The organism is Nocardia sp. NPDC102475 (assembly GCF_055584605.1).
The window spans coordinates 598729-620485 of sequence record NZ_JBVJLS010000001.1 but is presented as its reverse complement, the minus strand read 5'-3'; the positions used below and the strand labels follow the sequence as shown (position 1 = coordinate 620485).

The 21757-nt window shown below is 65.8% G+C and carries 17 protein-coding genes; 10 read left to right on the top strand and 7 right to left on the bottom strand.

Annotated features, from left to right (window positions below):
* Nucleotides 1–51: 51 nt before the first annotated feature.
* From ACZ60G_RS02860 to ACZ60G_RS02835, 6 genes are all read left to right on the top strand, one after another.
* Entirely contained in the window at nt 52–666 is a 615-nt protein-coding gene (locus ACZ60G_RS02860) for a TetR/AcrR family transcriptional regulator (protein WP_063036665.1), read from the top strand.
* A gap of 181 nt (nt 667–847) precedes the next feature.
* Nucleotides 848–1495, top strand: a complete 648-nt coding sequence (locus tag ACZ60G_RS02855; protein WP_040695316.1) for a TetR/AcrR family transcriptional regulator — start codon at nt 848–850, stop codon at nt 1493–1495.
* Nucleotides 1496–1642: 147 nt separating this feature from the next.
* Nucleotides 1643–5257: a transcription-repair coupling factor gene (gene mfd, locus ACZ60G_RS02850; protein WP_465806663.1), complete on the top strand. Its 3615-nt coding sequence runs from the start codon at nt 1643–1645 to the stop codon at nt 5255–5257.
* A 188-nt stretch (nt 5258–5445) separates the two neighbouring features.
* The gene (locus ACZ60G_RS02845; protein WP_465806766.1) at nt 5446–6078 is read left to right on the top strand and encodes a nucleoside triphosphate pyrophosphohydrolase; all 633 of its coding nucleotides are present in this window, start codon (nt 5446–5448) and stop codon (nt 6076–6078) included.
* A 91-nt stretch (nt 6079–6169) separates the two neighbouring features.
* Nucleotides 6170–7261, top strand: a complete 1092-nt coding sequence (locus ACZ60G_RS02840) for a glycerol dehydrogenase (protein ID WP_465806662.1) — start codon at nt 6170–6172, stop codon at nt 7259–7261.
* Nucleotides 7262–7433: 172 nt separating this feature from the next.
* The gene (locus ACZ60G_RS02835; protein ID WP_465806660.1) at nt 7434–8384 is read left to right on the top strand and encodes a phosphodiesterase; all 951 of its coding nucleotides are present in this window, start codon (nt 7434–7436) and stop codon (nt 8382–8384) included.
* On the opposite strand, the gene ACZ60G_RS02830 is transcribed toward ACZ60G_RS02835, so the two are convergent.
* Nucleotides 8335–9756, bottom strand: coding sequence for a stealth family protein (locus ACZ60G_RS02830; protein ID WP_465806764.1), 1422 nt, complete (start codon nt 9754–9756; stop codon nt 8335–8337). The genes ACZ60G_RS02835 and ACZ60G_RS02830 overlap by 50 nt on opposite strands.
* Nucleotides 9757–10459: 703 nt before the next feature.
* On the opposite strand from ACZ60G_RS02830, the gene ACZ60G_RS02825 reads away from it, so the two are divergent.
* Both ACZ60G_RS02825 and ACZ60G_RS02820 read left to right on the top strand, forming a co-directional pair.
* Nucleotides 10460–10936, top strand: a complete 477-nt coding sequence (locus ACZ60G_RS02825) for a hypothetical protein (protein WP_465806658.1) — start codon at nt 10460–10462, stop codon at nt 10934–10936.
* Nucleotides 10937–11090: 154 nt separating this feature from the next.
* Entirely contained in the window at nt 11091–11666 is a 576-nt protein-coding gene (locus ACZ60G_RS02820; RefSeq protein ID WP_465806656.1) for a TerD family protein, read from the top strand.
* Here the strand turns inward: ACZ60G_RS02820 and ACZ60G_RS02815 are convergent.
* From ACZ60G_RS02815 to ACZ60G_RS02790, 6 genes are all read right to left on the bottom strand, one after another.
* Nucleotides 11648–12565, bottom strand: coding sequence for a putative PEP-binding protein (locus ACZ60G_RS02815; protein WP_465806654.1), 918 nt, complete (start codon nt 12563–12565; stop codon nt 11648–11650). The genes ACZ60G_RS02820 and ACZ60G_RS02815 overlap by 19 nt on opposite strands.
* 66 nt (nt 12566–12631) lie before the next feature.
* A complete protein-coding gene (locus ACZ60G_RS02810) occupies nt 12632–14038 on the bottom strand; it encodes an MATE family efflux transporter (protein ID WP_465806652.1) in 1407 nt (468 codons plus the stop codon).
* A 151-nt stretch (nt 14039–14189) separates the two neighbouring features.
* Nucleotides 14190–15221 (bottom strand): PLP-dependent cysteine synthase family protein, encoded by a 1032-nt coding sequence (locus ACZ60G_RS02805; protein WP_465806650.1) that lies wholly within the window; start codon nt 15219–15221, stop codon nt 14190–14192.
* A gap of 53 nt (nt 15222–15274) precedes the next feature.
* The gene (locus tag ACZ60G_RS02800; protein ID WP_465806762.1) at nt 15275–16633 is read right to left on the bottom strand and encodes an alanine racemase; all 1359 of its coding nucleotides are present in this window, start codon (nt 16631–16633) and stop codon (nt 15275–15277) included.
* 152 nt (nt 16634–16785) lie between these two features.
* On the bottom strand, nt 16786–17796 hold the full coding sequence (locus tag ACZ60G_RS02795; protein ID WP_357467758.1) for an ornithine cyclodeaminase family protein: 1011 nt from the start codon (nt 17794–17796) through the stop codon (nt 16786–16788).
* On the bottom strand, nt 17768–18961 hold the full coding sequence (locus ACZ60G_RS02790) for a TauD/TfdA family dioxygenase (RefSeq protein ID WP_465806648.1): 1194 nt from the start codon (nt 18959–18961) through the stop codon (nt 17768–17770). The genes ACZ60G_RS02795 and ACZ60G_RS02790 overlap by 29 nt, the downstream gene beginning before the upstream one ends.
* Nucleotides 18962–19275: 314 nt before the next feature.
* Between ACZ60G_RS02790 and ACZ60G_RS02785 the strand changes: the two genes are divergently transcribed.
* Together ACZ60G_RS02785 and ACZ60G_RS02780 are read left to right on the top strand one after the other, a co-directional pair.
* On the top strand, nt 19276–20793 hold the full coding sequence (locus ACZ60G_RS02785) for an ABC transporter substrate-binding protein (RefSeq protein WP_465806760.1): 1518 nt from the start codon (nt 19276–19278) through the stop codon (nt 20791–20793).
* Complete coding sequence (locus ACZ60G_RS02780) at nt 20793–21716, top strand: ABC transporter permease (protein ID WP_465806646.1); 924 nt, start codon at nt 20793–20795, stop codon at nt 21714–21716. The genes ACZ60G_RS02785 and ACZ60G_RS02780 overlap by 1 nt, the downstream gene beginning before the upstream one ends.
* Nucleotides 21717–21757: the final 41 nt, after the last annotated feature.

The following is a 21757-nucleotide window of genomic DNA, read 5'->3' as shown; positions in this document are numbered from 1 at the left end:
GGAGGCGGGGCGTTGTCTTCGGGTGAACCGCAACGAGTGTCCCGGCCGCGGATGACGGGTACTCAGCGGCGGCAGCAGTTGATCGAGATCGGTCGCGCGATATTCGCCGAGCGCGGCTACGACGCGACCTCGATCGAGGAGATCGCACAGCGGGCGCAGGTCTCCAAACCCGTGGTGTACGAGCACTTCGGCGGCAAGGAGGGGCTCTACGCCGTGGTCGTGGACCGCGAGATGTCGATGCTGCTGGACATGATCACCTCCTCGCTCACCCAGAATCGGTCCAGAATTCGGCTCGAACAGGTCGCGCTCGCACTGCTGACCTATATCGAGGAACGCACCGACGGATTCCGAATCCTGGTGCGCGACCAGCCCGCAGCTACCGCGGAGGGCCGCTACTCGAGCCTGCTCAACGAGGCCACCAATCAGGTCGCGCATATTCTCGGCGGCGATTTCGAGCGCCGCGGTTTCGATACCAGTCTGACCGGTTTGTATGCGCAGGCACTGGTGGGCATGGTCTCGACCGCCGCGACCTGGTGGCTGGACGAGCGCAAACCATCCAAAGAGGTTGTGGCGGCACATCTGGTGAACCTGTGCTGGAACGGGCTCAGTCATTTGGAAGCCCACCCGCTGCTGAGCTCGGAATGGCGTGCCGGTACAGGGGATTGACGGTATTGGTAGCCAGCAAATTGCGCAGTACGCCTGTCCGAATGCTCGAATTCACTGGCGCGCGCTCACCTGGTGGTACGGTTCACCCATCCTCAGGGTGCTGTTCGAGCGGTAAGTCGGTCTACTTCGGGATGTCGGTCTACTTCAGGATGGCTGGTTTTAAGGATGACAGGCGGATCTGATGGCTAGGCAAGCGCGCGCGGAGATCACCCGCGATTCCGTCCTGGCGGGCGCTGCCGATGTCTTTCTGCGCTTGGGATATGCGAATGCGAGCCTGAGCGAGATCATCGCGCAGTCGAACGTGACCAAGGGCGCCTTGTACTTTCACTTCGGTTCGAAGGAAGAGCTAGCGCGCGCTGTGGTCGACCAGGGCAATGAGCGTCTGGTCAGTTCGTGCCAGGGCTTCTTCGATCCGAGAGTGCCCGCGCTCGAGGCATGTATCGGGATCACCTATGTCGTCGCGGACCTATCCATGAACGATCCGATGGTCGGCGCGATGCTCAAGCTGACCCATCAGATCGGCGACTACCGCGGCGCCCAGGGCGACAATATCGCCAAGACCTGGGGCGATACCTACCGCGTACTATCCGAGCGGGCCATCGCCCAGGGCGACCTCGAGGCCGATCTGGACGCCGAGGTGATCGGCCTGCTACTGCAGGAAATGACCGCGGGCGTGCATATCACGGCGGTCGGCACCGATTCGATCGATCAGATGGCGACCCGGATGGAACGGGCCTGGTACTTCCTGCTCCCGGCGATCGTGCCCCCGGAGAAGCTCTCGTACTTCCGGGAATTCGCCGCCCGCCGCCTACGCCGCTACGTGCCGTAAACGTGTCACAGCGCGTTGGTAGGTTGTGACGTGTCGACTGATTTCGTGAGCACATAGGTAACTCATCCCGGCAAAGACTCGGGAAGGCGGGGGAGCCTAGACTCGGTTGGCCGTCCTAAAAACCTCGCCTGAGCTCAGGAGTGTTCGATGTCCACCCACCGTCCACCTCTTGCCGGACTGGCCGCGGTGGCCGGGGCCGATTCGGCCTTGCGGACCGTCGCTGACCTGGTCGGGAAGTCGCCGGTCGAGTTGGTCGGGCCATCGGCGGTGCGGCCGTTCGTCGCGGCGACGATCGCGGCCCAGCGGCCGCTGGTGGTGGTGACGGCGACCGGGCGCGAAGCCGATGATCTGACGGTCGAGCTGGAGGAAATCCTCGGCGCGGCGATCGCGCAGTTCCCGTCCTGGGAGACGCTGCCGCACGAGCGGCTCTCGCCGGGTGCCGACACCGTGGGGCGCAGGCTCGAGGTGCTGCGGCGGCTGGCGCATCCGGAGGATCCGGTATTCCCTGAACCGCTGCGGGTCGTGGTGACGACCGTTCGCTCCCTGATGCAGCCGATGTCCGCGAGCCTCGGTGATATCGAACCGATCGTGCTGCGTGTCGGCGCGGAGTTCGATTTCGACGAATTGCTCTTGCGCCTGATCGAATTCGCCTACACCCGCGTCGATATGGTCGGCAAGCGCGGTGAGTTCGCGGTGCGCGGCGGCATCCTCGATCTGTTCCCGCCCACCGCCGATCATCCGGTGCGCGTGGAGTTCTGGGGCGACGAGGTGACCGAGCTGCGGCCCTTCGCGGTCGCCGACCAGCGCTCGCTGACCGATCTGACGGTGGATGTGGTCGTCGCGCCGCCGTGCCGGGAACTGCTGCTCACCCAGGCTGTACGCGAGCGCGCGGCCGAGGTCGCGGTGGCGAATGCCGCCGATGCGGCGCTGGTCGAGATGTTGGAGAAGCTTTCCGAAGGTATTCCGGTCGAGGGCATGGAGGCGCTGCTGCCGGTCCTGCAGCCCGGCGAATTGCGGCTGCTCACCGAGGTTTTGCCGGAGGGTACCCAGCTGCTGCTGTGCGATCCGGAGAAGATCCGCACGCGCGCAGCCGATCTGGTGCGTACCGGCGAGGAGTTCCTGGAGGCATCGTGGACCGCCGCCTCGTTCGGCGGCGCCGCGCCGCTGGGCGGGCACGGACTCGATCTGGCCGCCTCCGGTTACCGCGCGCTGCCCGAAATCCATGACAGCGCAAATGCACACGGTCTGCCGTGGTGGAGTCTGAGCCCGCTGACCTCCGGCGATCCGGCCGAGGTCGTGCTGCCGGTGCTGGCCGGTCCGGCGGCGCGCGGATCCGATGAACTGGTGGCGACGATCTTCGCGTCGCTGCGCGCGCATGTGCTGACCGGTGGACGTGCGGTCGTGGTCGTGGCGGGTCACGGTACGGCGCAACGCATTCTGGAACGCCTCTCGGATGCCGACGTGCCGGCAGCTGCTTTGACAGCCGGTGCCGAGCCGACGCCCGGACTGGTCGGTGTGCTGTGCGGTTCGCTGCACGACGGGTTGGTCTTCGACGACGCCGGTCTGGTTGTCGTCGCCGAATCCGACCTCACCGGTAACCGGGTCACCGCACCTGCGGAAGGGAAGCGGCTACCGGCCAAGCGCCGCAACCAAGTCGACCCGCTGGCGCTGAACGCCGGCGATATGGTGGTGCACGACCAGCACGGCATCGGCCGGTTCGTCGAGATGATCGAACGCACCGTCGGCGGGGCGCGGCGGGAATACCTGGTCATCGAATATGCGCCCGGTAAGCGCGGTCAGCCCGGTGACCGGCTGTTCGTGCCGATGGAATCGCTGGATCAGCTCTCGCGCTATGTCGGCGGTGAGATGCCGAGTCTGTCCAAGCTCGGCGGATCCGACTGGGCGAATACGAAACGCAAGGCACGCAAGGCGGTTCGCGAGATCGCCGGTGAGCTGGTGCAGTTGTACGCGGCGCGCCAGGCCGCGCCCGGACATGCGTTCGGTCCGGACAGTCCGTGGCAGAAGGAGATGGAGGACGCGTTCGCGTTCACCGAGACCGTCGACCAGATGACCGCCATCGCCGAGGTGAAGGCCGATATGGAGAAGGCGGTCCCGATGGACCGCGTGGTCTGCGGTGATGTCGGCTACGGCAAGACCGAGATCGCCGTGCGCGCCGCATTCAAGGCGGTGCAGGACGGCAAGCAGGTCGTCGTGCTGGTGCCGACAACCCTACTGGCGCAACAGCATCTGCAGACCTTCACCGAGCGCGTGGGTGGATTCCCGGTGACCGTGAAGGGGCTGTCCCGCTTCACCGATCCAGCCGAGTCGCGCGCCGTGCTGGAGGGGATGGCGGACGGCGCCGTCGATATCGTGGTCGGTACGCACCGGCTGCTACAGACCGGTGTGCGGTGGAAGGATCTCGGCCTGGTCGTCGTGGACGAGGAACAGCGTTTCGGTGTCGAACACAAGGAGCACATCAAGGCGCTGCGCACGCACGTCGACGTGTTGACCATGTCCGCTACGCCGATTCCGCGCACCCTGGAGATGAGCCTGGCGGGCATTCGTGAGATGTCGACCATCCTCACGCCGCCGGAGGAGCGGCATCCGGTGCTCACCTATGTCGGCGGGTACAACGACAAGCAGGTCACCGCGGCCATCCGGCGTGAGCTGCTGCGCGACGGCCAGGTCTTCTACGTGCACAACCGGGTTTCGTCGATCGACAAGGCGGCCAAGCGGATCCGGGATCTGGTGCCCGAGGCGCGGGTGGTGGTCGCGCACGGTCAGATGAACGAGGACATGCTAGAGCAGACCGTGCAGGGGTTCTGGGAGCGTGAATTCGATGTGCTGGTCTGCACCACCATCATCGAGACCGGGCTCGACATTTCCAATGCGAATACGTTGATCGTGGAACGCGCGGACGCTCTCGGTCTTTCGCAGCTGCACCAGTTGCGTGGGCGCGTCGGCCGCAGTCGTGAACGCGGATACGCCTACTTCCTCTACCCGCCGGAGAAGCCGCTCACCGAGACGGCCTACGACCGGCTCGCCACCATTTCGCAGAACTCGGATCTCGGCGCGGGTATGGCGGTGGCCATGAAGGACCTCGAAATCCGTGGTGCCGGAAATGTGCTGGGCGCCGAGCAGTCCGGGCATGTGGCCGGTGTCGGCTTCGACCTGTACGTGCGGCTGGTCGGTGAGGCGGTGGAGGCTTATCGGGCCGCCGCCGACGGTAAGCCGATCACGACCGAGGAGGTCAAGGAGGTTCGCATCGACCTCCCGGTGGACGCGCACATTCCGCCCGACTACATCACCAGCGATCGGCTGCGGTTGGAGGCCTACCGCAAACTCGCTGCGGCGCAAGATGCTCCGGGGCTGGAGTCGGTTGTCGAAGAACTCGTCGACCGGTACGGGCCGCTGCCCGTCGAGGTCGGCAGGTTGGTGTCGGTGGCGAAACTGCGCCTGCTGGCTCGCGACTACGACATCACCGAAATCGCGGTCACCGGAACCACATTGAAGGTTTCGCCGATGAGCCTGCCCGATTCCAAGCAGATGCGGTTGAAGCGCCTGTACCCGAGCGCGGGCTATCGCGCGGCGAGTGGGGTGGTGCAACTGCCGCTGCCCCGGGTCGAGGACAGTGTCGGGGCCGACCGGGTGCGCGACGTCGTCCTGTTGCAATTCGTTGCCGACCTGTTGCTGCAGTTGGATGGCAAGCCGAAGGGCTTCGTCGAGTTGCGGGTCGCCACCGAAGCCACGGCGGCTCGATGAGTTCGGACCGCGACGAAGCCGTTCTGCGGGCTGCCAGGCATGCGGCGGCGGAGGCTGGACGGGCCAATGGTGCCCACGAGCACGCGGTGCCCGAAGCGATCGCCGATGATCCTGAGCGGCTGGCGGCCGAATCCGGCCGAACCGATACCGCGGTGGTGGCGGCGGGGCTGGCCGGGGCGGTCGAGGTGATGGACCGGCTGTGGAACTTCGGCGGCTGGGAGGTGACGCAAACCCACGACTCGCTGCGTCCCTACCTGCTCGAGGAAACCTACGAACTACTCGACGCCATCCAGCACAACGACGCCGAAACCATCAAGGAAGAACTCGGCGACCTGCTGCTGCAGGTACTGTTCCACTCCCGAATCGCCCAGGCCGCAGGCGAATTCACCGTCGACGAGGTTGCGGCCGCATTGGTCGCCAAACTCGTCAACCGCAGTCCGCACCTCGCCGACGAACCCATCGACCCGTCGGCCACCGTCGCGGAAAAAATCGCCGCCCAGGAAAAAGCCTGGGAGGAACGCAAATCCGCCGAAAAGTCGCGCCGCTCCTGCCTCGACGGCATAGCCATGGCTCAACCCGCGCTGGCTCTGGCCGAGAAGATCCGCTCCCGCAGCCTCAAAGCAGGCCTGCCCGAAGACCTGATCCCCGACACCCTCCGCACCGTCTACCTGGGTGGCGAAGACAGCGCCGAAGAACGCCTCCGCAAGGCCACCTTGTCCTTCGCATCGGAAATCCGCGCCACCGAGGACGCCGCCGAAGCCGCCCGCGGCGAACGTGTCCCGCTATCAGCCGCCGATTGGCGCAAGTACTGGTCGCAGTAGCCGGGCGTTCGGCAAGCTTCGAATACACCTGATGGCTCAATCGGGGGCGCGTAGCGTTTGCGATACGGAGTCGGCGATCGGGAGGTGGCAGATGCTGAGTGTGTTTTCTTCGCCGGGGCATTATGTGCAGGGGCGGGACGCGACGGGGGCGCTCGGGGCGGAGATGACGCGGTTGGGGATCGCGGGGCCGGTGATGATTGTGGCGGGGGCCAGTGCGCATCGGTTGTTGGCGCAGACGTGGCAGGAGTCGCTTACCGAGGCGAAGATCGAGTATTCGGTGCATCGGTCCGGGGGTGAGTGCAGTCGGGCCGAGATCGCGCGGGTGACCGCGGCTGTGCAGGAGAGCGGGAGCACAGTGGTGTTGGGGGCCGGTGGGGGCAAGGTGCTCGATACGGCTCGGGCGGTGGCCGATGATCTGGAACTGCCGATGATCAGTTGTCCTACGACGGCGTCCAGTGACGCGCCGTGCAGTGCGTTGTCGGTGATCTATACGGACGCCGGGGAATTCGAGGCCTATCAGCTGGTTCGGCGGAATCCGGCATTGGTGCTGGTCGATACCTCCGCTATCGCGCAGGCTCCGGCGCGGCTGCTCACCGCGGGGATGGGCGATGCGCTCGCGACCTGGTTCGAGGCGCGGACCTGCAGTGCCGCGCGGGTCCGGAATATGCGCGGCGGTGCATCCACCCGCAGTGCCACCGCATTGGCCGAACTCTGCTACAACACGCTGCTCGCCGACGGGACCCACGCCCTCGCCGCGGTCCGCAACCACACCGTCACCCCGGCCCTCGAACGCATCGTCGAGGCCAACACCCTGCTCTCCGGTTTAGGCTTCGAATCCTCCGGTCTCGCCGCCGCCCACGCCGTCCACAACGGCCTGACCGCCGCTCCCCGAACCCACCCATACCTGCACGGCGAAAAGGTAGCCTTCGGCGTCCTCACCCAACTGGTACTGGAAGGCGCTCCCACCGAAGAGATTTCGACGGTCCTCGAGTTCTGCACGTCGGTCGGCCTACCAACCACCTTCGCCGCCCTCGGCCTGACCGACCCCGACAACCGAACCCTGACCGCCATCGCCGAACGCGCCACCGCCCCCGGCGAAACAATCCACAACGAACCCTTCGCCGTCGACGCTCTCATGGTCCTGGACGCCCTCCGCACCGCCGACAACCTCGGCACCCGCTGAGCACATTCGCGCCCGGAAACTCTCGGTCCGGGTGTGATGACACCGAACTCTCACCTTCCCGCAAACAGTTTGTCACCGTGGGGCGGGCAGTCTGTCAATAGGTCTTCGCTATCCTGGCGATGGAACCCGAAGCCAATGGCGGGCGAATCCGCCGGGGAGGACGTTCGGTCCGGTGCCCACCAGCAGAGTCGCGGAGCACCCGCGACCGAATCATGTGCTGTTCCATTTCAGCGATACCCATTTGATCGCCGGCGACGGCGAGTTGTACGGCGACGTGGACGCGGATCTGCGTCTTCGGCAGTTGCTCGACCAGGCCGCGGCCAGCCGTATCCGCCCGACGGCGATCGTCTTCACCGGTGACCTCACCGATAGGGGCGAGCCGGACGCATACGAGAAGCTCCGCGCCATCGTGGAACCGTTCGCGCGCCGATTGCGCACACCGATCGTATGGGTCACCGGCAATCACGACGATCGCGGTGAACTGCGCCGGACTCTGCTCGGCGAGCGCCCGTCGACGAAGCCGCTGGATCGGGTGCACATGATCGACGGCCTGCGCATCATCGCCCTGGACACCAGCGTCCCCGGCCACCACTACGGCGAAATCCGCGACGAACAGCTGTCCTGGCTTCGATCGGTACTCGCCGAACCCGCACCGTTCGGCACGATTCTGGCGATGCACCACCCGCCGGTGCCGTGCGTGCTCGATCTCGCGGTCACCGTCGAACTGCGTGATCAGCGCAGGCTGGCCGATGTGCTCGACGGCACCGACGTGCGCGCGATTCTTGCTGGGCACCTGCACTTTTCGACCAGTGCCACGTTCGCGGGCATCCCGGTCTCGGTCGCCTCGGCGACCTGCTACAGCCAGGATCTGGGCGTCGCCGAGGGCGGCCTGCGCGGCCGCGACGGCGCGCAGGCCTTCAACTACGTGCACATCTATCCGGACACCATCGTCCACTCGGTGGTTCCGATCGATCGCGGCCCGACCGTCGGCTCCCCGTCCACCCCGGAAGAGGCGGCGCGCAAACTGGCCGAGGAGGGCATCGTGATCCCGCCCGCCGCGCGCATCCCGCGGGTCATGCGGCGCCGGGCGCAGAGTCCGGAAGATGACGAGGCCGTGCACTGACCCGCTCCCACGGCGCGGGGGCTGGGAAATAGGTGGACAGGAATTCTGACACCGCCCGCACCCGATCGGCCTCCGGGACCTCCGGAAAACTGCCGTCGTTGAGGCAGAAGAAGTCGACATCACGGTTTACCGCGAGTGCGTCGAGCAGCGCGAGCCCGCGTCGACTCGTGGTATCGACATAGCGCATCCGCGCCATCTCCTGCGGCACCGCGCGCCCCGTGAGCATGGCGTAGTAGTGGTACAGCGAATTCGTCACCGAAATATCGGTGGCCGCACGGAATCTGCTCGCTCTGGTCCGCGCGAAGTCGGTCGCGAACTCCTGCTCCATCTCGAGTAATACGCTGCGCCGCAACGGAACCGGGGTGTGTTCCAGATGCCGGGTGATGACATGTCCGAACCGCCCGGCCAGCAACTCCCGGTTTTTCCGCGCCGCATTCTCGAAACCACTGCGCCGTTCGTTGTTTCGGCCCGGCCCGATCCGGGTGCCTGCCTCGATGAACCGGCTCACTCCGGCCGGGCTGAAGAACATCGACGGCCGCACCGGCCGGGCGAAGAACATATCGTCGTTCGAGTACAGGAAATGCTCGCTGAGCTCGTCGATATGCTGCAGTTGGCATTCCACCGCATGGGAATTGAAGGTGGGCAGCCCGCTGGTATCGCTGAAGTGATCGAGCGCGCGCACCACCGTCACCCGCGGATGTTCGTCGAGCCATTCCGGCACCGCGGAATCGGTCGCGATGAAGATCCGCCGAATCCACGGCGCGTTCTTGTACACCGAGCGCAGTGCGTACTTCAGTTCGTCGATCTGGCGGATCCGAGCATCCGCGTCATCGCCCTCGCCGACCACGACCTGGGCCAGCATTCCCGCACGGCGGGCACGGAATTCGGGGTCGGTGCCATCGACCCAGGAGAACACGAGATCGATATCGAAGCCGACATCGGTCGGCTGTGGCGCGAACATATCCGTCAATGTCGGCCAACTGCGGTCGAACAGGCGAACTTCCGTGCTCTCGACATCGGCGAGGTCGAAGACATTGCGGGTGAACACATTCGGGCGCGGGCATTCGACGGTGTCACCGTGGTACTCCCACAGCTCCAGATCCACATAATGCGCCGGATCGGCATCGCGACTGAGCCGGAAGACATTGTGCTGCACCTCGGCACACGCGAAACCCGAGGCAATCGCGGTGGTTGTCACCCGACGTACCATCGTCCGGTGCGCGGCATCCGCGGCCAGTGCCAGCCGATGTCCGCCATCGCGAATCAGCAGGAACGGCACCTCCGCGGCCGCCAGCTCGCCGCGCAGATAGCCCAGGTCGTCCAGCATCGCGGGTGAGACGACGAGATTGCCCGCCGTCGGCCACGCCACCATATCGACCGCGCCGGAATTCCTTGCCCCGATATCAACCATGTGTCTGCTCCCCACGTCCGTATGTGTGCCGAAATGTCCCGTGGCGCCGCGCTATATCCCGGGGCACCGCCACGGACGACGCCGACGGGCGTCGTCTGCGGTTGCCGTGCCCGGCGCGGCCGAATTCAGAAATTCGGGACGATGCCGTAGTGCAGGAACGAAGTGATCAGCCGGGTCTCAGACGATCGGTACACCATGTCGTTCTCACCTCACTCACGGCCGGACGCCAGTGCGTCTTCTTGGGTAGTGCTGTCGGTGCGGGCAAGGCGCGGCGGCCGAGCGGTACCGAGAGCAGCACGCGGGCCGGACAGCCATCGGCCGGCGAATGGAGAAGCCCTTGCTGAACAGGGGCTATCAGCAATGATGCATCGACTGTGCCGACCCGTCAATCCGGACGCCCGAGGGGTGTCCCGGACAGGCGGCTCGGCCTACATGTCCCATTGAAATTAGGGTAGCCTTACCGCATAATGCCGCGCGAGAAGATGGCCGGCTACTGAGCCGGGGCGCTGCCCATCACCCATCGACGCCGTATCGGTGTCCTGAGAGGTGCCTGTGAGCACTTCGGACAAAGGTCGCAGCGCCAGCGAACAAGGGCCACAGCACCTTAGACTTGCAGGCAACGTGGCACAGCCCGCCGCGTTGCAGCGATCAAGAGGTGACGAACATGGCAGCCGGAGCGAGCCCCGTGCAACGTCAAGACCACTCTACGGCCGATCATCCCGAACTGGACGTACTTCCGGAATGGCCCCAGGAGACGATCGCGGTGCTGGTCACCACCGACCCGGCGCCGCATGCGATTCCGGTGTCCTGGCCGGTGCGCGCGGATGATCGGCGGATTCTGCTCAGCCTGAAATTCGATCGCGGTTCGCTGGCGCGCTTGCGCGAACGGCCCGATGTCGCACTGCTGATTCTCGGCGGTGGCAATGTCGCGCTGTGTGCGCGCGGGCAGGCGCGGGTTATCGCCGAGGAAATGCCCGGTGCGACAGACTATGTCGCGGTCCAGATCGATGTCGAAGTCATTGATGACCACCGGCAGTCGGCCTTCGCGGTGGCGCACGGAATCGAGCGCACCGTCCTGGACGCGAGCGAATTGCATGCGCTCGAGGGGCGCGTGCAGACACTGCGCGCTTGGGGCCGCTAGCGACTGCTTGCAGGTCGCTCGAAAAGGGCCGCTAGCGACTGCTTGCAGGTCGCTCGAAAAGGTCGGCATCGAGAACTGAACCGGCACAAGCTGTCCGGTACAGAGTAATAATCGTGATGAAAGGCGGCGCGAACGCGTCGAATGGAAGGGGATCATGAGCGTCACATTGGCCAAAGGCGGAAATGTCTCGCTGTCGAAGCAGACCGCCAACCTCACCAAGGTTGCGGTGGGGCTCGGTTGGGATGTGCGAACGACCACCGGGGCCGATTACGACCTCGATGCGAGCGCGCTCGCCACCGGGCCGAATCAGCGTGTGCTGTCCGATCAGCACTTCGTGTTCTACAACAATCTGCGCTCGCCGGAGGGCACGATCGAACATACCGGTGACAATCTCACCGGTGAGGGCGAAGGCGATGACGAGGTGATCAATGTCGATCTAGCGGCGACGCCGCCGACGATCACCAATATCTTCTTCCCGGTCTCCATTCACGATGCCGATGCGCGCGGACAGTCGTTCGGCCAGATCCGCAACGCCTACATCCGCGTGGTCGACGCGAACACGGGCGCCGAGCTGGCCCGGTATGACCTCACCGAGGATGCGTCCACCGAGACCGCCATGGTGTTCGGGGAGTTGTACCGGTACGGCAACGAATGGAAGTTTCGTGCCATCGGTCAGGGCTATGCCTCCGGGCTCGCGGGTATCGCCCGCGATTACGGCGTCAACGTCTGATGGGCGTGCGGGTGGTCGGGATCGGACCCGGCCGCCCGCTCCGCCTCGTATACCGCGATCGCGGCGCGCGTCTTGCGCTTGATCGCTTGCAGCACATCGAGATCCGGTAGGTCCGCGAACTGCTCACCCAGCACGTCGGGCAGATCGGAGTAGTGCAGCACGCATTCGTCGACGCCGAGGTTCGCGCAGGCCGCGAGCAGGTCCGGATGCAGATAACCCGCGACCGCGGTCCGCACGCCCGCGGCGGCGGCCACCATGGTGACGCGCTCGATCGCGCGCAGCAGCGGCGGAACCGGGCGAACCGGCCGTAGGCTGGCGCGCGCCTGGCCGAGCAGCAGCGAGGACAGATCGTTGCAGCCGATCACCACCCGGGACACCCCGGTGGTCACGACCCGGTCGACCTCGAGCAGCAGCGACGGGATCTCGATCATGGTGGCGACCGGGCAGTCGCCGATCACGGCCCTGGTTTGCTCGATGGCCCACTGCAATTCGTCGACATAGGTGACAAAGGGGAAAAGCACGCCGATATCCGCGCCCTCGTCGCGCACCTGCGCAATGCCCTCGAGTTCGGCGACGAATGCATCGGGAAAACGGCGCGCTCGGCGAATACCGCGCAGGCCGAGCAGTTTATGCGGCTCGTCGATGATCTCTTCGACGCCGTCGAGGATATTGCATTCGGCGGTATCGGCTTCCATGGTGCGATACCAGATCGTCGTTCCGCTCGCCCGCTTCGCGATATGTCGCAGATACGGCACCAGATAACCCGAAACCGATTCGGGTGTCGGATATTTCCCGGCCGCGCGGAACACGTACTCGCCGCGCACCATCCCGACCCCGTCGAAGTGGTCGAGCAGTTCAGCGGAGATCCGCTCACAACTCAATGCCAGGCTCTGCCGCATTCCCCGCACGCTATCAGGTTGCTGCACAACACTTTCCGCCGCCCATTAGGTCCGGATTTCACGAGGTCAGGAAGGGGTGGGCAGGGATTGTGGCAGGGGGTGGGGGTGGGTGGAAGCGGCGGTGTCGAGCAGGGCGAAGTAGCGGCGGAGCATCAGGACGGCCGTGCTGGCCAGACCTGCGGTAAGGCCCCACCAGACGCCCGCGGCGCCGAGGCCCACCGGGAAGGCCAGCAGCAGGGCCGTGGGCAGGCCGACGAGCCAGTAGCCGACCAGGGACAGTCGGAAGCCCGCCTTGGTTTCCTTCAGACCGCGCAGCAGGCCGGTGCCGATGTTCTGTGCGGCATCGAAGAATTGGAGCACGATGCCGATAAGCAGCAGCGAGCGTGCCAGGTCGATCGTCGCGGTGTCCCCGGGTTCGAGGAAGGGGCTCAGCACGAGTTTCGGCGCGGCGATATAGACCACGCCGGTGACCGCGGCGACGATGCCAGCATGCTGCAGCGCCAGCCAGGCCAGCGCACGGGCGTGGCCGTATTCGTCACGCGCGACGGCGTGGCTGACCAGGATGGACGCGCCGTGCGACAGGCCGATCGCGACCTGGAAGACGATATAGATGATCTGGTAGACCACATTGTGCGCGGCCAGCGCGGCCGGTCCGATACTGCCCATCACCAGGGCCAGCACGGAGAACATGCCAGCTTCCGAACCGTAAGTGAGCGCGATCGGCGTACCGAGTTTCAGTTCGGCCCGGATGGTCGGCATGTGCACCGGCCACGGACGCAGCGGCAGGGTCGCGCCGAGCGTCGCATCGGCACGCACCATCGCCGAGAAGACGCCGAAGGTGATCAGGTGGACCAGTGAGGACGCGATGCCGATGCCGGTCAGTCCCAGCGCGGGCAGGCCGACCCAGCCGTGCATGAAGGTAAGGGCCAATACGAGATTCAGCGCCACCGAGCCGAGGGTGACCAGCAGCAGTGCCTGCGGACGCTGCATACCGACGGTGTACTGCCGCAGCACTTGGAACCACAGGCAGGGCAGCAGTCCGGGCGCGAGTGCGAGCATGAGCGGTCGCGCGTCGGCGAGTACGCCCGCGTCCTGGCCGAGCCATTGCAGCGCCCAGCCGAGTCCGATCAGCACTGCGCCGCCGATGATTCCGGCGAAGGTGGCGATCAGGAAACTCGAGCGGACGATATCGCGGACCTCCCCGTCCGCGGATTCACCACGCTTATCCGCCGCACTCACCGAGGACGCGATCTGATTCCCGGTCCCGGTGATCAGGCCGACGCACATGGTGCGAATCTGGTTGAACAGCACCATCGCCAGGCCGCCCGCGGCGACTTCGCGTACACCGAGCGTGCCCATCAGAGCGATATTGGTAGTGGATACCGCGATCTGCGCGAGTTGGGTAAGTGCGATCGGTGCCGCCAGCGCGGTGAGCTGTCGCCCATCGGCACGGAAGGTGGACAGATTCAGCATCGCACCTCCACCGGTCGAATCCCGAAATCGAACGCCATGCGCCTCGTCCCGACTCGTCGCTGAGCTTCATTTGGGTTAGGTAACCCTAACAAGGTGATCATTTCAGACGTACGGGGTGTCGCGCAACGGTGATCGAAAGCGCGCATGTGCTTCATCGTGCCTCGACGAGTTGGTCGCGTCGGTTGGGAGCGTAGCGGTCGAGCATGGCGTGCACATCGCGTTCGGTGGCGGCGTCGAGAAGATCGCGTTCGCGCATCCACTCGTCGTCGAAGACCGTGTCGAGATACTTCTCGCCCCCGTCGCAGACGAGGGTGACCACGGTCGAGCCGGGCGGGAACTCCTCGAGGCGGGTGAGCGCGGCGTGTACCGAGCCGCCCGCGGAGCCGCCGATCATCAGGCCCAGCTTGGCCGCGACCGCGCGAGCAGTGGCGAAGGCCGCCACATCGGAAACCTTGACGCCCTCATCGAGCAGCGAATAGTCCACGGCGGTGCCGATGGTGGCGCCGGGCGGGGTGCCGGTACCGGACTGCCAGTACGGCCCGCCCGGCCCGCCGAAGGCGATAGATCCGACCGGTTCCACGCCGATCACCCGCGGTATGCAGCCGAGTTGGCGCAGCCGGGTCGCGGTGCCGAACAGCGAACCGCCGGTGCCCACCGCGGAGAGCAGAATATCGACGCGCTCCACGTCTTCCAGCAATTCTTCGGCCACGGCGTAGTAGCCGACCGCGTTCGCGTCGTTGTTGTGCTGTTCGGTGAAGTACGCGTCGGACTGTCCGGCCGCCATCGCCTCGGCCAGGTCTTCCCGCGCCGAGGTGGCCAGGTTGTCGTCACCGTCATCGGCGACGAATACCAATTCCGCACCCATTGCTCGCATCGCGCGCAGCTTGTCCTTACATGCATGGTGATCGACTACTGCGGTGAAGCGATACCCACGTTCGGCAGCTACTACCGCGAGGCCGAGCCCGGTGTTCCCGGATGTCGACTCGATAATGTGCCCGCCACCGCTCAGCAAACCTCGACGCTCCGCATCGTCGATCATCGCGCGCGCCATCCTGATCTTGGCCGCACCCGTCGGATTGAACTGCTCGAGTTTGAGCAGCAGCCGGGTGCCGGTCGCGGTGGTCGCCAGTTCGAATAGCGGGGTGCGACCGATCAGATCCGTCACGCGCGTGACGAGCGGCATGGAGGTCTCCTCGTTCGGGGCTGTAAGGATGTTGGTCGAATGGGGTTGCCGGATCATCCGGCGTCGAGCGTCCAGCGGAGTCGATCACCGGTGTCGTGCAGCACCACCTTCGGCGGAATCGGCAGTTCGTGAAAGGCCGATTCGTTCGAATCCATTTGGTAACCGGCGGTATTCGGATAGATCAGCAGATCGCCGACCTCGGCTCGTCTCGGTAGCGGGATGCGCCGCCAGCTGAGCATGTCGGACTCCAGACAGCTGGCCGCACCGACGCAGGTCGGGGTGAGCTCGCCGGGGCGCGGCGGCCACAGCATCGGATCGGGGAGGTATTCGCTGTCGAACCACTGCTCGGACAGGCTCAGGCTGGTGCCGTCCACGGTGAGCAGTTGGTAGGGGTGACCCTCGACGTGGCGGGTCTTGCTGCCCTGCACCCGGAACACGCTGGATCCGGCGCGATCGAGCAGTGCCCGGCCGGGTTCGACGGCGAGCCGGATATCATTGTCGCGCAACCGTTCCGCGAGTGCGTTGTGCTCGAGCACGGCGGTGAGCATGGCCGGGCCGGGTGCCGGGAAGTGGTAGGGGTAGTACGAATCGAAGGACTTCCCCGCGTGGAACCACTGACCGTTCGCGTGATCGGTGAACTCCGACCAGGCGCCCGCGGGCACATAATCGACGCCGAATCCACCGCCGATGGAGATTGTGCCGGCCGGATGGCCCAGTGTGCGCGCATCCAGGCAGCGGGTGATCAATTCATCGGCCTGTTCGGCGCGTGCGACGGCATCGTAGCCGGACAGGTGGAAGCTGAAGCCCTGCAGGCGAATCGATTCGTGACCGACCGTGCCGGACGCGCCGATCACCGAAATCGCGCGGTCCAATTCCTCGGCGGTCATGCCGAATCGGCTCGCGGATCCAATGGGCAGCACGCGAAGTAGTACGCGGGCGGCGGCGGCCGGGGTGGCGAATGCGGCCAACCTGTCGAGCTCGTCGAGACTGTCCACGGCGATCAATGCGCGGTGCCGCACGGCAAGCCACAGGAGATCGCCGGATTTGGCGGGACCGGTGACCATCAGCTCGCCGCCGCGAACACCCTGTGACAGTGCGGCATTCAGCTCACCCACACTGGAAACGTCCACGCCCGCACCATATTCGGCGCAGGCGCGAGCAACACAGGCCGCCTTGTTGGCCTTCTTGCCGAAGTAGACGCCCCCATCCACACCGGCCTGCTCGAATACCTGCTGAAACCCTTTGATATTCAACGCGACTCGTGACGGATACATCACATGGAAGGGCCCTCCGATCGCGAAGGCGATATCGCCGAGCAGATTCGGATCAGCCAGGAGTCTGCGCTCCAAGTCGTCGGTGTGTGCGGGCAGGGCAGGTGCGCAAATGCTCAGCAGGCCCCGCACTGCCGCCAGTACGGCGGGATCGGGGGCAGTCTCGGTACCCGACGGATCATCGCCGAGTACGACCTTGTCGCGGGTCGAGCCGTTGTCGAACAGCAGCGTGCCGTCGGGTTCGGCGGTGCCGGGGGCGCGCACCTTCTTGTCGAACTCGACGGCGCCGATGTCTAGTCCCACAGGGGCACCTCCGTGCCGCGGCCCTCGGCAATGGCTCGTTCGGCGAGTGCGTGTGCGACGGCGATATCGGTCAGCACCAACCCGCTGTTGTAGACGAAGATCCGCTCGTCGTCGGAGCGCCGGGCGATCGCGCGACGGCTCAGGATCTGTGGCAGTTCGGCGTCGACGGTCCGCAATCTGCCGTCGGGACCGGCCATATCGGTGCCGGTCAGCGCCATTTGCTCGGCGCTGGTGGCGATTACGCGATCGGCGTCGACCAGTGTGGACGGCGCCAAACCGTAGCCGACGAGCACAACGGTGGATCCCGGTGCGAGATCCTCGGATTCGATCCCTACCTCGGTGCCCGGTCCGGCCGTCGCCAACACCACATCGGCGGTACCGGCGGCCGCGCGCGGATCCTCGACGGTCTCCAGCAATGCGTGCGGGTTGTATTCGGCGAGGTAATCGCGCACCGCCGCCAGACCCTCCGGATGGGTGCCGTAGAGCATCAGCTTGCGCAGCTGCGGATTGGCGGCGAGCAAGTGCGGCAGGGCATTTCGGCCCTGGGTGCCGGTGCCGATCAGCAGTACACTCTCGGCGCCGCGGCGTGCGGTCTCGCGCACCAGCAGCGCCGACACCGCCGGGGTGCGCAGTGCGCCGACCCTGGCGCAGTCCATCATGGCGATCGGCGCGCCGGTGCTGTCGTCGTAGAGCGTGATGGTCGTGTAGTAGCGCTTGGTGCTGCGGTCGTGGCCGGGATCGAATTTGTAGGAGGTCTTCATCGCGACCACCCGGCGGCGGCCGTCGCGTCCGAGCATGGCGTAGGCCACCGACCAGCCGTCCGGATTCGCGACGCTGAGTTTGCGCGGATTATCCGAATCACCCGCGGCGAAAGCGAGATACGCCTCCTCTACCGCGCGCACCACATCGGCGGGCGTGATGGGCACGTCGGCGAGATCGCTGCGGCTCAGCACACGCAGTGGTGTGCTCCGGTCACGAGTGCTCAACGGTTCCTCGATCATGTTGTGTCGTATCCAGCCTTACTGCGGTCCGGGTGGTAGCCCGGGCCGGTACACCGTCGATCGCGAGCGGGTTGCCTGCCGCTCGGAACGGGGCGACGATCCGTTGCCCATAACCATTTTCGTCAGCCTCGGCGGCCCGCCGTCGGCGTTCGGGCAGGCGGACATTGACGCGCTTGAGCCAGCGGTCGGTGCCGTCGTAGCGCGCGGTGAACGGTACCCGACCGTGCACGGCCACGTCATTGTCCACCAGCAATAGCTCGCCGGGGGTCAGCGCGGCGGTGATGCAGACGCGTTCGAGCTCCGCGGTGAGGCGCGCGTACGCCAGCCGGAATTCGGTATCGGCATCGTCGAGCGGGGTGTATGCCGGATCGTAGCGAAGCGTCAAATCGGCTGTGTCGTGGGCTGATTCGGCGCTCCACAGTGTCGGCAACGGTGGTGCTGAATAGCGCTCGTGACCGGTGCCGTAGGAGACGTCGGGCAGGATCGGCAGTGTCGGCGTGCCCAGCAGTCGGCGCTCGTCATCGGAGAGCTCGGTCCGGCGCACCGAGGAGACGGTGGTGCCGACGCCGTCCGGATTGCGCAGACACGCCAGCATCAACAGGTTTGCCCGGTCCGGGTGGAAGGCGTCCTCGGTGTGCGGGCTGAGCAGGGTTTTGCTACTCGCGCCGGACTGTTCGTGTTCGTGACCGGGCGAGGGCACGATGTTGTTGACCAGCCGCCCGCCCTGCTGGCCCTGCCAGCCGAACGGTTCACCCGCGCTGCGGGCGAGCAGCAGCATCGCGATATCGAGTTCGAATGAGCTTGCGCGGCGGTCGGTTTCACCACTCCAGCGGGCCGCCTCGACCCAGCTCGGCGGGGTCGGGCCGCATTCGGCATCGGTCAACGGCAGTTTGCCGACGATGGTGGCACCGGCCGCGGTGGCGGGCGGTCGCAGGGCGACACGTACCGCATCGGGCAACTCGCCGACGCGCGCATCGATTTGCTCGAGCAATGCCGGATCGGTCAGCGTGCGCGCGAGGTCGGTGGTGCCATCGGGCCAGGAGTCGACGGTGATACATATCTCGCGAGCGAGAGCGCGCACCGCATGTCCGGCGGTGGTCGGCAGCTCGCGCCGTTCGATATCTAGTAGGTGAAGCGTCTTACGTTCGGAGAGAACGCCTTTCACCAGTGATCCCTTCTTCGCATCGGGTCGAAAAGCGGGGGTATGACGATTCGATCTGCGAAGCTAGTGGTTCCGGCCGTGTTAAGCAAGCCTTACCTAAGCGAGTCGTAAAATAGCGAGCGCGTATGACTGAGATCGAAGCCTGCCGCAGCTAGCCGTAGCAAATTCGCGGCATTGCCTTCAGGGTGGTGACTGGTAGCTGTGGTGCGGCAAACTCAACGGCCGGAACCCTATTAGGCTAGCCTGTCCTAGCTAGATTCGCTAGGGTTTGCGGGTCGCGCGCAGGTAACTCGTTGAGGTTCGAGGAAGGCAGCACCATGGAATGGAATCGACGACAACTCCTGCGATCGGGACTCGGTGTCGGCGCGGTGCTGTTGGTCGCCGCATGTTCGGACGGCCGCAATTCGGACGGCCCCGCGCGGCGCGGTGGCACCCTGCGGGTCGGTGCGCTCGGCAGCGCGGCACGAATCGAACGCGATCCGCATGCGAACCTGAGCAATGACAGCGACTTCCTCATCACCTCGCTGGTGTACGACGCGCTCACGGTACCGGGCGCGAACCCGAATGTTGCTGCGCGCCTTTCCAGTCGGTGGGAAGCCGACGCGCAGCGGCGCCGCTGGAGTTTCACCATCGCCGACGGCGCGACCTTCCACGACGGAACCCCGGTCGCCTCCGATGATGTGGTGTGGTCGCTGCGTCGGCTGCGGACTGTCGGCGGTGCGTCGAAAATGCCTGCCGCCGTTGAGGACATCACCGCGGACGGTCCGAACCGGGTGGTCATCGCGCTGCCCGAACCGAATTCGCAACTGCCGCTTCTGGTTCGGTTGATGACCTTCACCGTCAAGAAGGACACCACCGATTTCACCAAGGCCGTCGGCACCGGGCCGTTCCGGTTGGAGTCCTATCAGGGTGGCAATGCCCGGCTGGTGCGCAACGATCGGTGGTACGGGCCGGCGCCACTGCTGGATGCCATCGAGGTCACCATGTTCGACAGCGTGACGGCGTTGGGCAATGCGGTGCTCGGCGGGCAGATCGATCTGGCCTCGAATGTCGGTGCGATCGCGGGACGTACCGCCGAGGGGCGCGGCGATCTGCGGGTGGTGCGGCGGTCGAACGACACCATGGTCGGGGTCGCGATGCGGACCTCCGACGGGCCGTTCGCCGATGCGCGGGTGCGCGAGGCGATCCGGTTGGGCGTCGATCGCAAGGCCCTGGTGAATCAGGTGCATTCGGGGTACGGCACCGTCGCGAATGACATCCTCGGTACCGGTGACCCGTTGTACGACAACACCATTGCGCAGCGCAGCCGCGATGTCGATCGGGCCAAGACGCTGCTGCGCGATGCCGGATTCGATACCGGGCGCAGCTACCAGTTCCTCACCAAGGCCGAGGCCCCTGGCGAGGTCGAATCGGCGAAGGTGATCGCCACCCAGCTGGCCGATATCGGGCTGCGCCTCGATGTCGTGACGCAGGAGTCGAATACTTTCTACGACCAGACCTGGTTGAAGGCGCCGTTCTACACGGTCTCCTGGGGCACCAATGATTCCACGCTGTTCTTCGCGACCAAGCTGATGTCCTCGACATCCAATCGCGACGAAACGGCGTTCAAGGACGCCGAATTCGATGCGGCCACGACGAAAGCCATTGCCGCCTCGGATGACTCGGAATACGCGGCAGCCTGCCGTGACGTGCAGCGGATCCAGTACGCCCGCGGCGGTTATCTGGTGTGGGGCATGGCCGACGGTATCGATATCGCGACTTCACGGGTGCGCGATGTGCCGACCCTCGGCGGCTTCGCCAGGGTGCAGTTGGAACGGGCCTGGCTCGCGGAGTGATGTCCTTCGCCCGACTCCTCATTCGGCGCGTCCTGCTGCTGGTCGCGCTGCTGGCGACGGTGTTCGCGGCCGTTGATCTGCTGCCGGGCAATTCCGCCCGCGCGGTGCTCGGCCGCGACGCCACCGCGGAGCAGATCGCGGCGAAGGAACACGAACTCGGCCTGGACCGGCCGCTGCCGGTGCGGTTCGTCGAGTGGATATCGGGTGTGGCGACCGGTGATTTCGGCCGCACCGCGCGTGGACGATCGATCAATGAGCTGCTGGCCGGCAAGTTTCCGCCGACGCTGCTGCTCGGCGGGCTCGCCTTCCTGGTGACGGTGGTCGCGTCGCTGCTGCTCGGCGGCTGGTGGGCGACGCGGCGGGGTGCGGCCACCAGGTTCCTGCAGCCGACTACCACTGCGGCGGCAGCGATTCCGGAGTTCGTCATCGCTACCTTGTTGATCCTGGTGTTCTCCTTGGGCGCCGGTTGGTTGCCTGCCGTCACCATTACCGGGCGTTCCGGATTTCCGGCCAGTCCGGACATGCTGGTGCTGCCGGTGCTCGCACTGGCGCTACCGCAGACCGGATGGAACACCCGGGTGGTGCGCGCGGCCCTGCTCGACTCTGCGCGCTCGCCGCATGTGGAAAGCGCGGTGCTGGACGGACTTTCGACCACAACGGTGCTGACCAGGCATGTGCTGCCGTTCGCGCTGCCGACGATTGTGGCGAGTTTCGCGACCACGGTCGGCATGCTGCTCGGTGGTGCGCTGGTGGTGGAGACCATCTTCAACTATCCGGGACTCGGTGCGGTGCTCGCGGGTTCGGTCGCCGACCGGGACACCTCGTTGATCGCCGCGGTGGTCGCGCTGACCGGGATCGTCATCATGGCGATGCTGGCCATGGCGGACGGGATTCGGGCCTGGGCATTGCGGGGGCGGATATGACCGGCGCGCAGCGGATTCCGGCGGCTCGGATCGGGAGGTCG

Coding starts and splice junctions, on each gene's coding strand:
- ACZ60G_RS02845 (WP_465806766.1), top strand. CDS start 5,446: ATGGACCGGCTGTGGAACTTCGGCGGCTGGGAGGTGACGCAAACCCAC.
- ACZ60G_RS02795 (WP_357467758.1), bottom strand. CDS start 17,796: ATGATCGAGGAACCGTTGAGCACTCGTGACCGGAGCACACCACTGCGT.
- ACZ60G_RS02810 (WP_465806652.1), bottom strand. CDS start 14,038: ATGCTGAATCTGTCCACCTTCCGTGCCGATGGGCGACAGCTCACCGCG.
- ACZ60G_RS02805 (WP_465806650.1), bottom strand. CDS start 15,221: ATGCCGCTCGTCACGCGCGTGACGGATCTGATCGGTCGCACCCCGCTA.
- ACZ60G_RS02785 (WP_465806760.1), top strand. CDS start 19,276: ATGGAATGGAATCGACGACAACTCCTGCGATCGGGACTCGGTGTCGGC.
- ACZ60G_RS02820 (WP_465806656.1), top strand. CDS start 11,091: ATGAGCGTCACATTGGCCAAAGGCGGAAATGTCTCGCTGTCGAAGCAG.
- ACZ60G_RS02840 (WP_465806662.1), top strand. CDS start 6,170: ATGCTGAGTGTGTTTTCTTCGCCGGGGCATTATGTGCAGGGGCGGGAC.
- ACZ60G_RS02825 (WP_465806658.1), top strand. CDS start 10,460: ATGGCAGCCGGAGCGAGCCCCGTGCAACGTCAAGACCACTCTACGGCC.
- ACZ60G_RS02780 (WP_465806646.1), top strand. CDS start 20,793: ATGTCCTTCGCCCGACTCCTCATTCGGCGCGTCCTGCTGCTGGTCGCG.
- ACZ60G_RS02855 (WP_040695316.1), top strand. CDS start 848: ATGGCTAGGCAAGCGCGCGCGGAGATCACCCGCGATTCCGTCCTGGCG.
- ACZ60G_RS02860 (WP_063036665.1), top strand. CDS start 52: ATGACGGGTACTCAGCGGCGGCAGCAGTTGATCGAGATCGGTCGCGCG.
- mfd (WP_465806663.1), top strand. CDS start 1,643: ATGTCCACCCACCGTCCACCTCTTGCCGGACTGGCCGCGGTGGCCGGG.
- ACZ60G_RS02815 (WP_465806654.1), bottom strand. CDS start 12,565: ATGCGGCAGAGCCTGGCATTGAGTTGTGAGCGGATCTCCGCTGAACTG.
- ACZ60G_RS02830 (WP_465806764.1), bottom strand. CDS start 9,756: ATGGTGGCGTGGCCGACGGCGGGCAATCTCGTCGTCTCACCCGCGATG.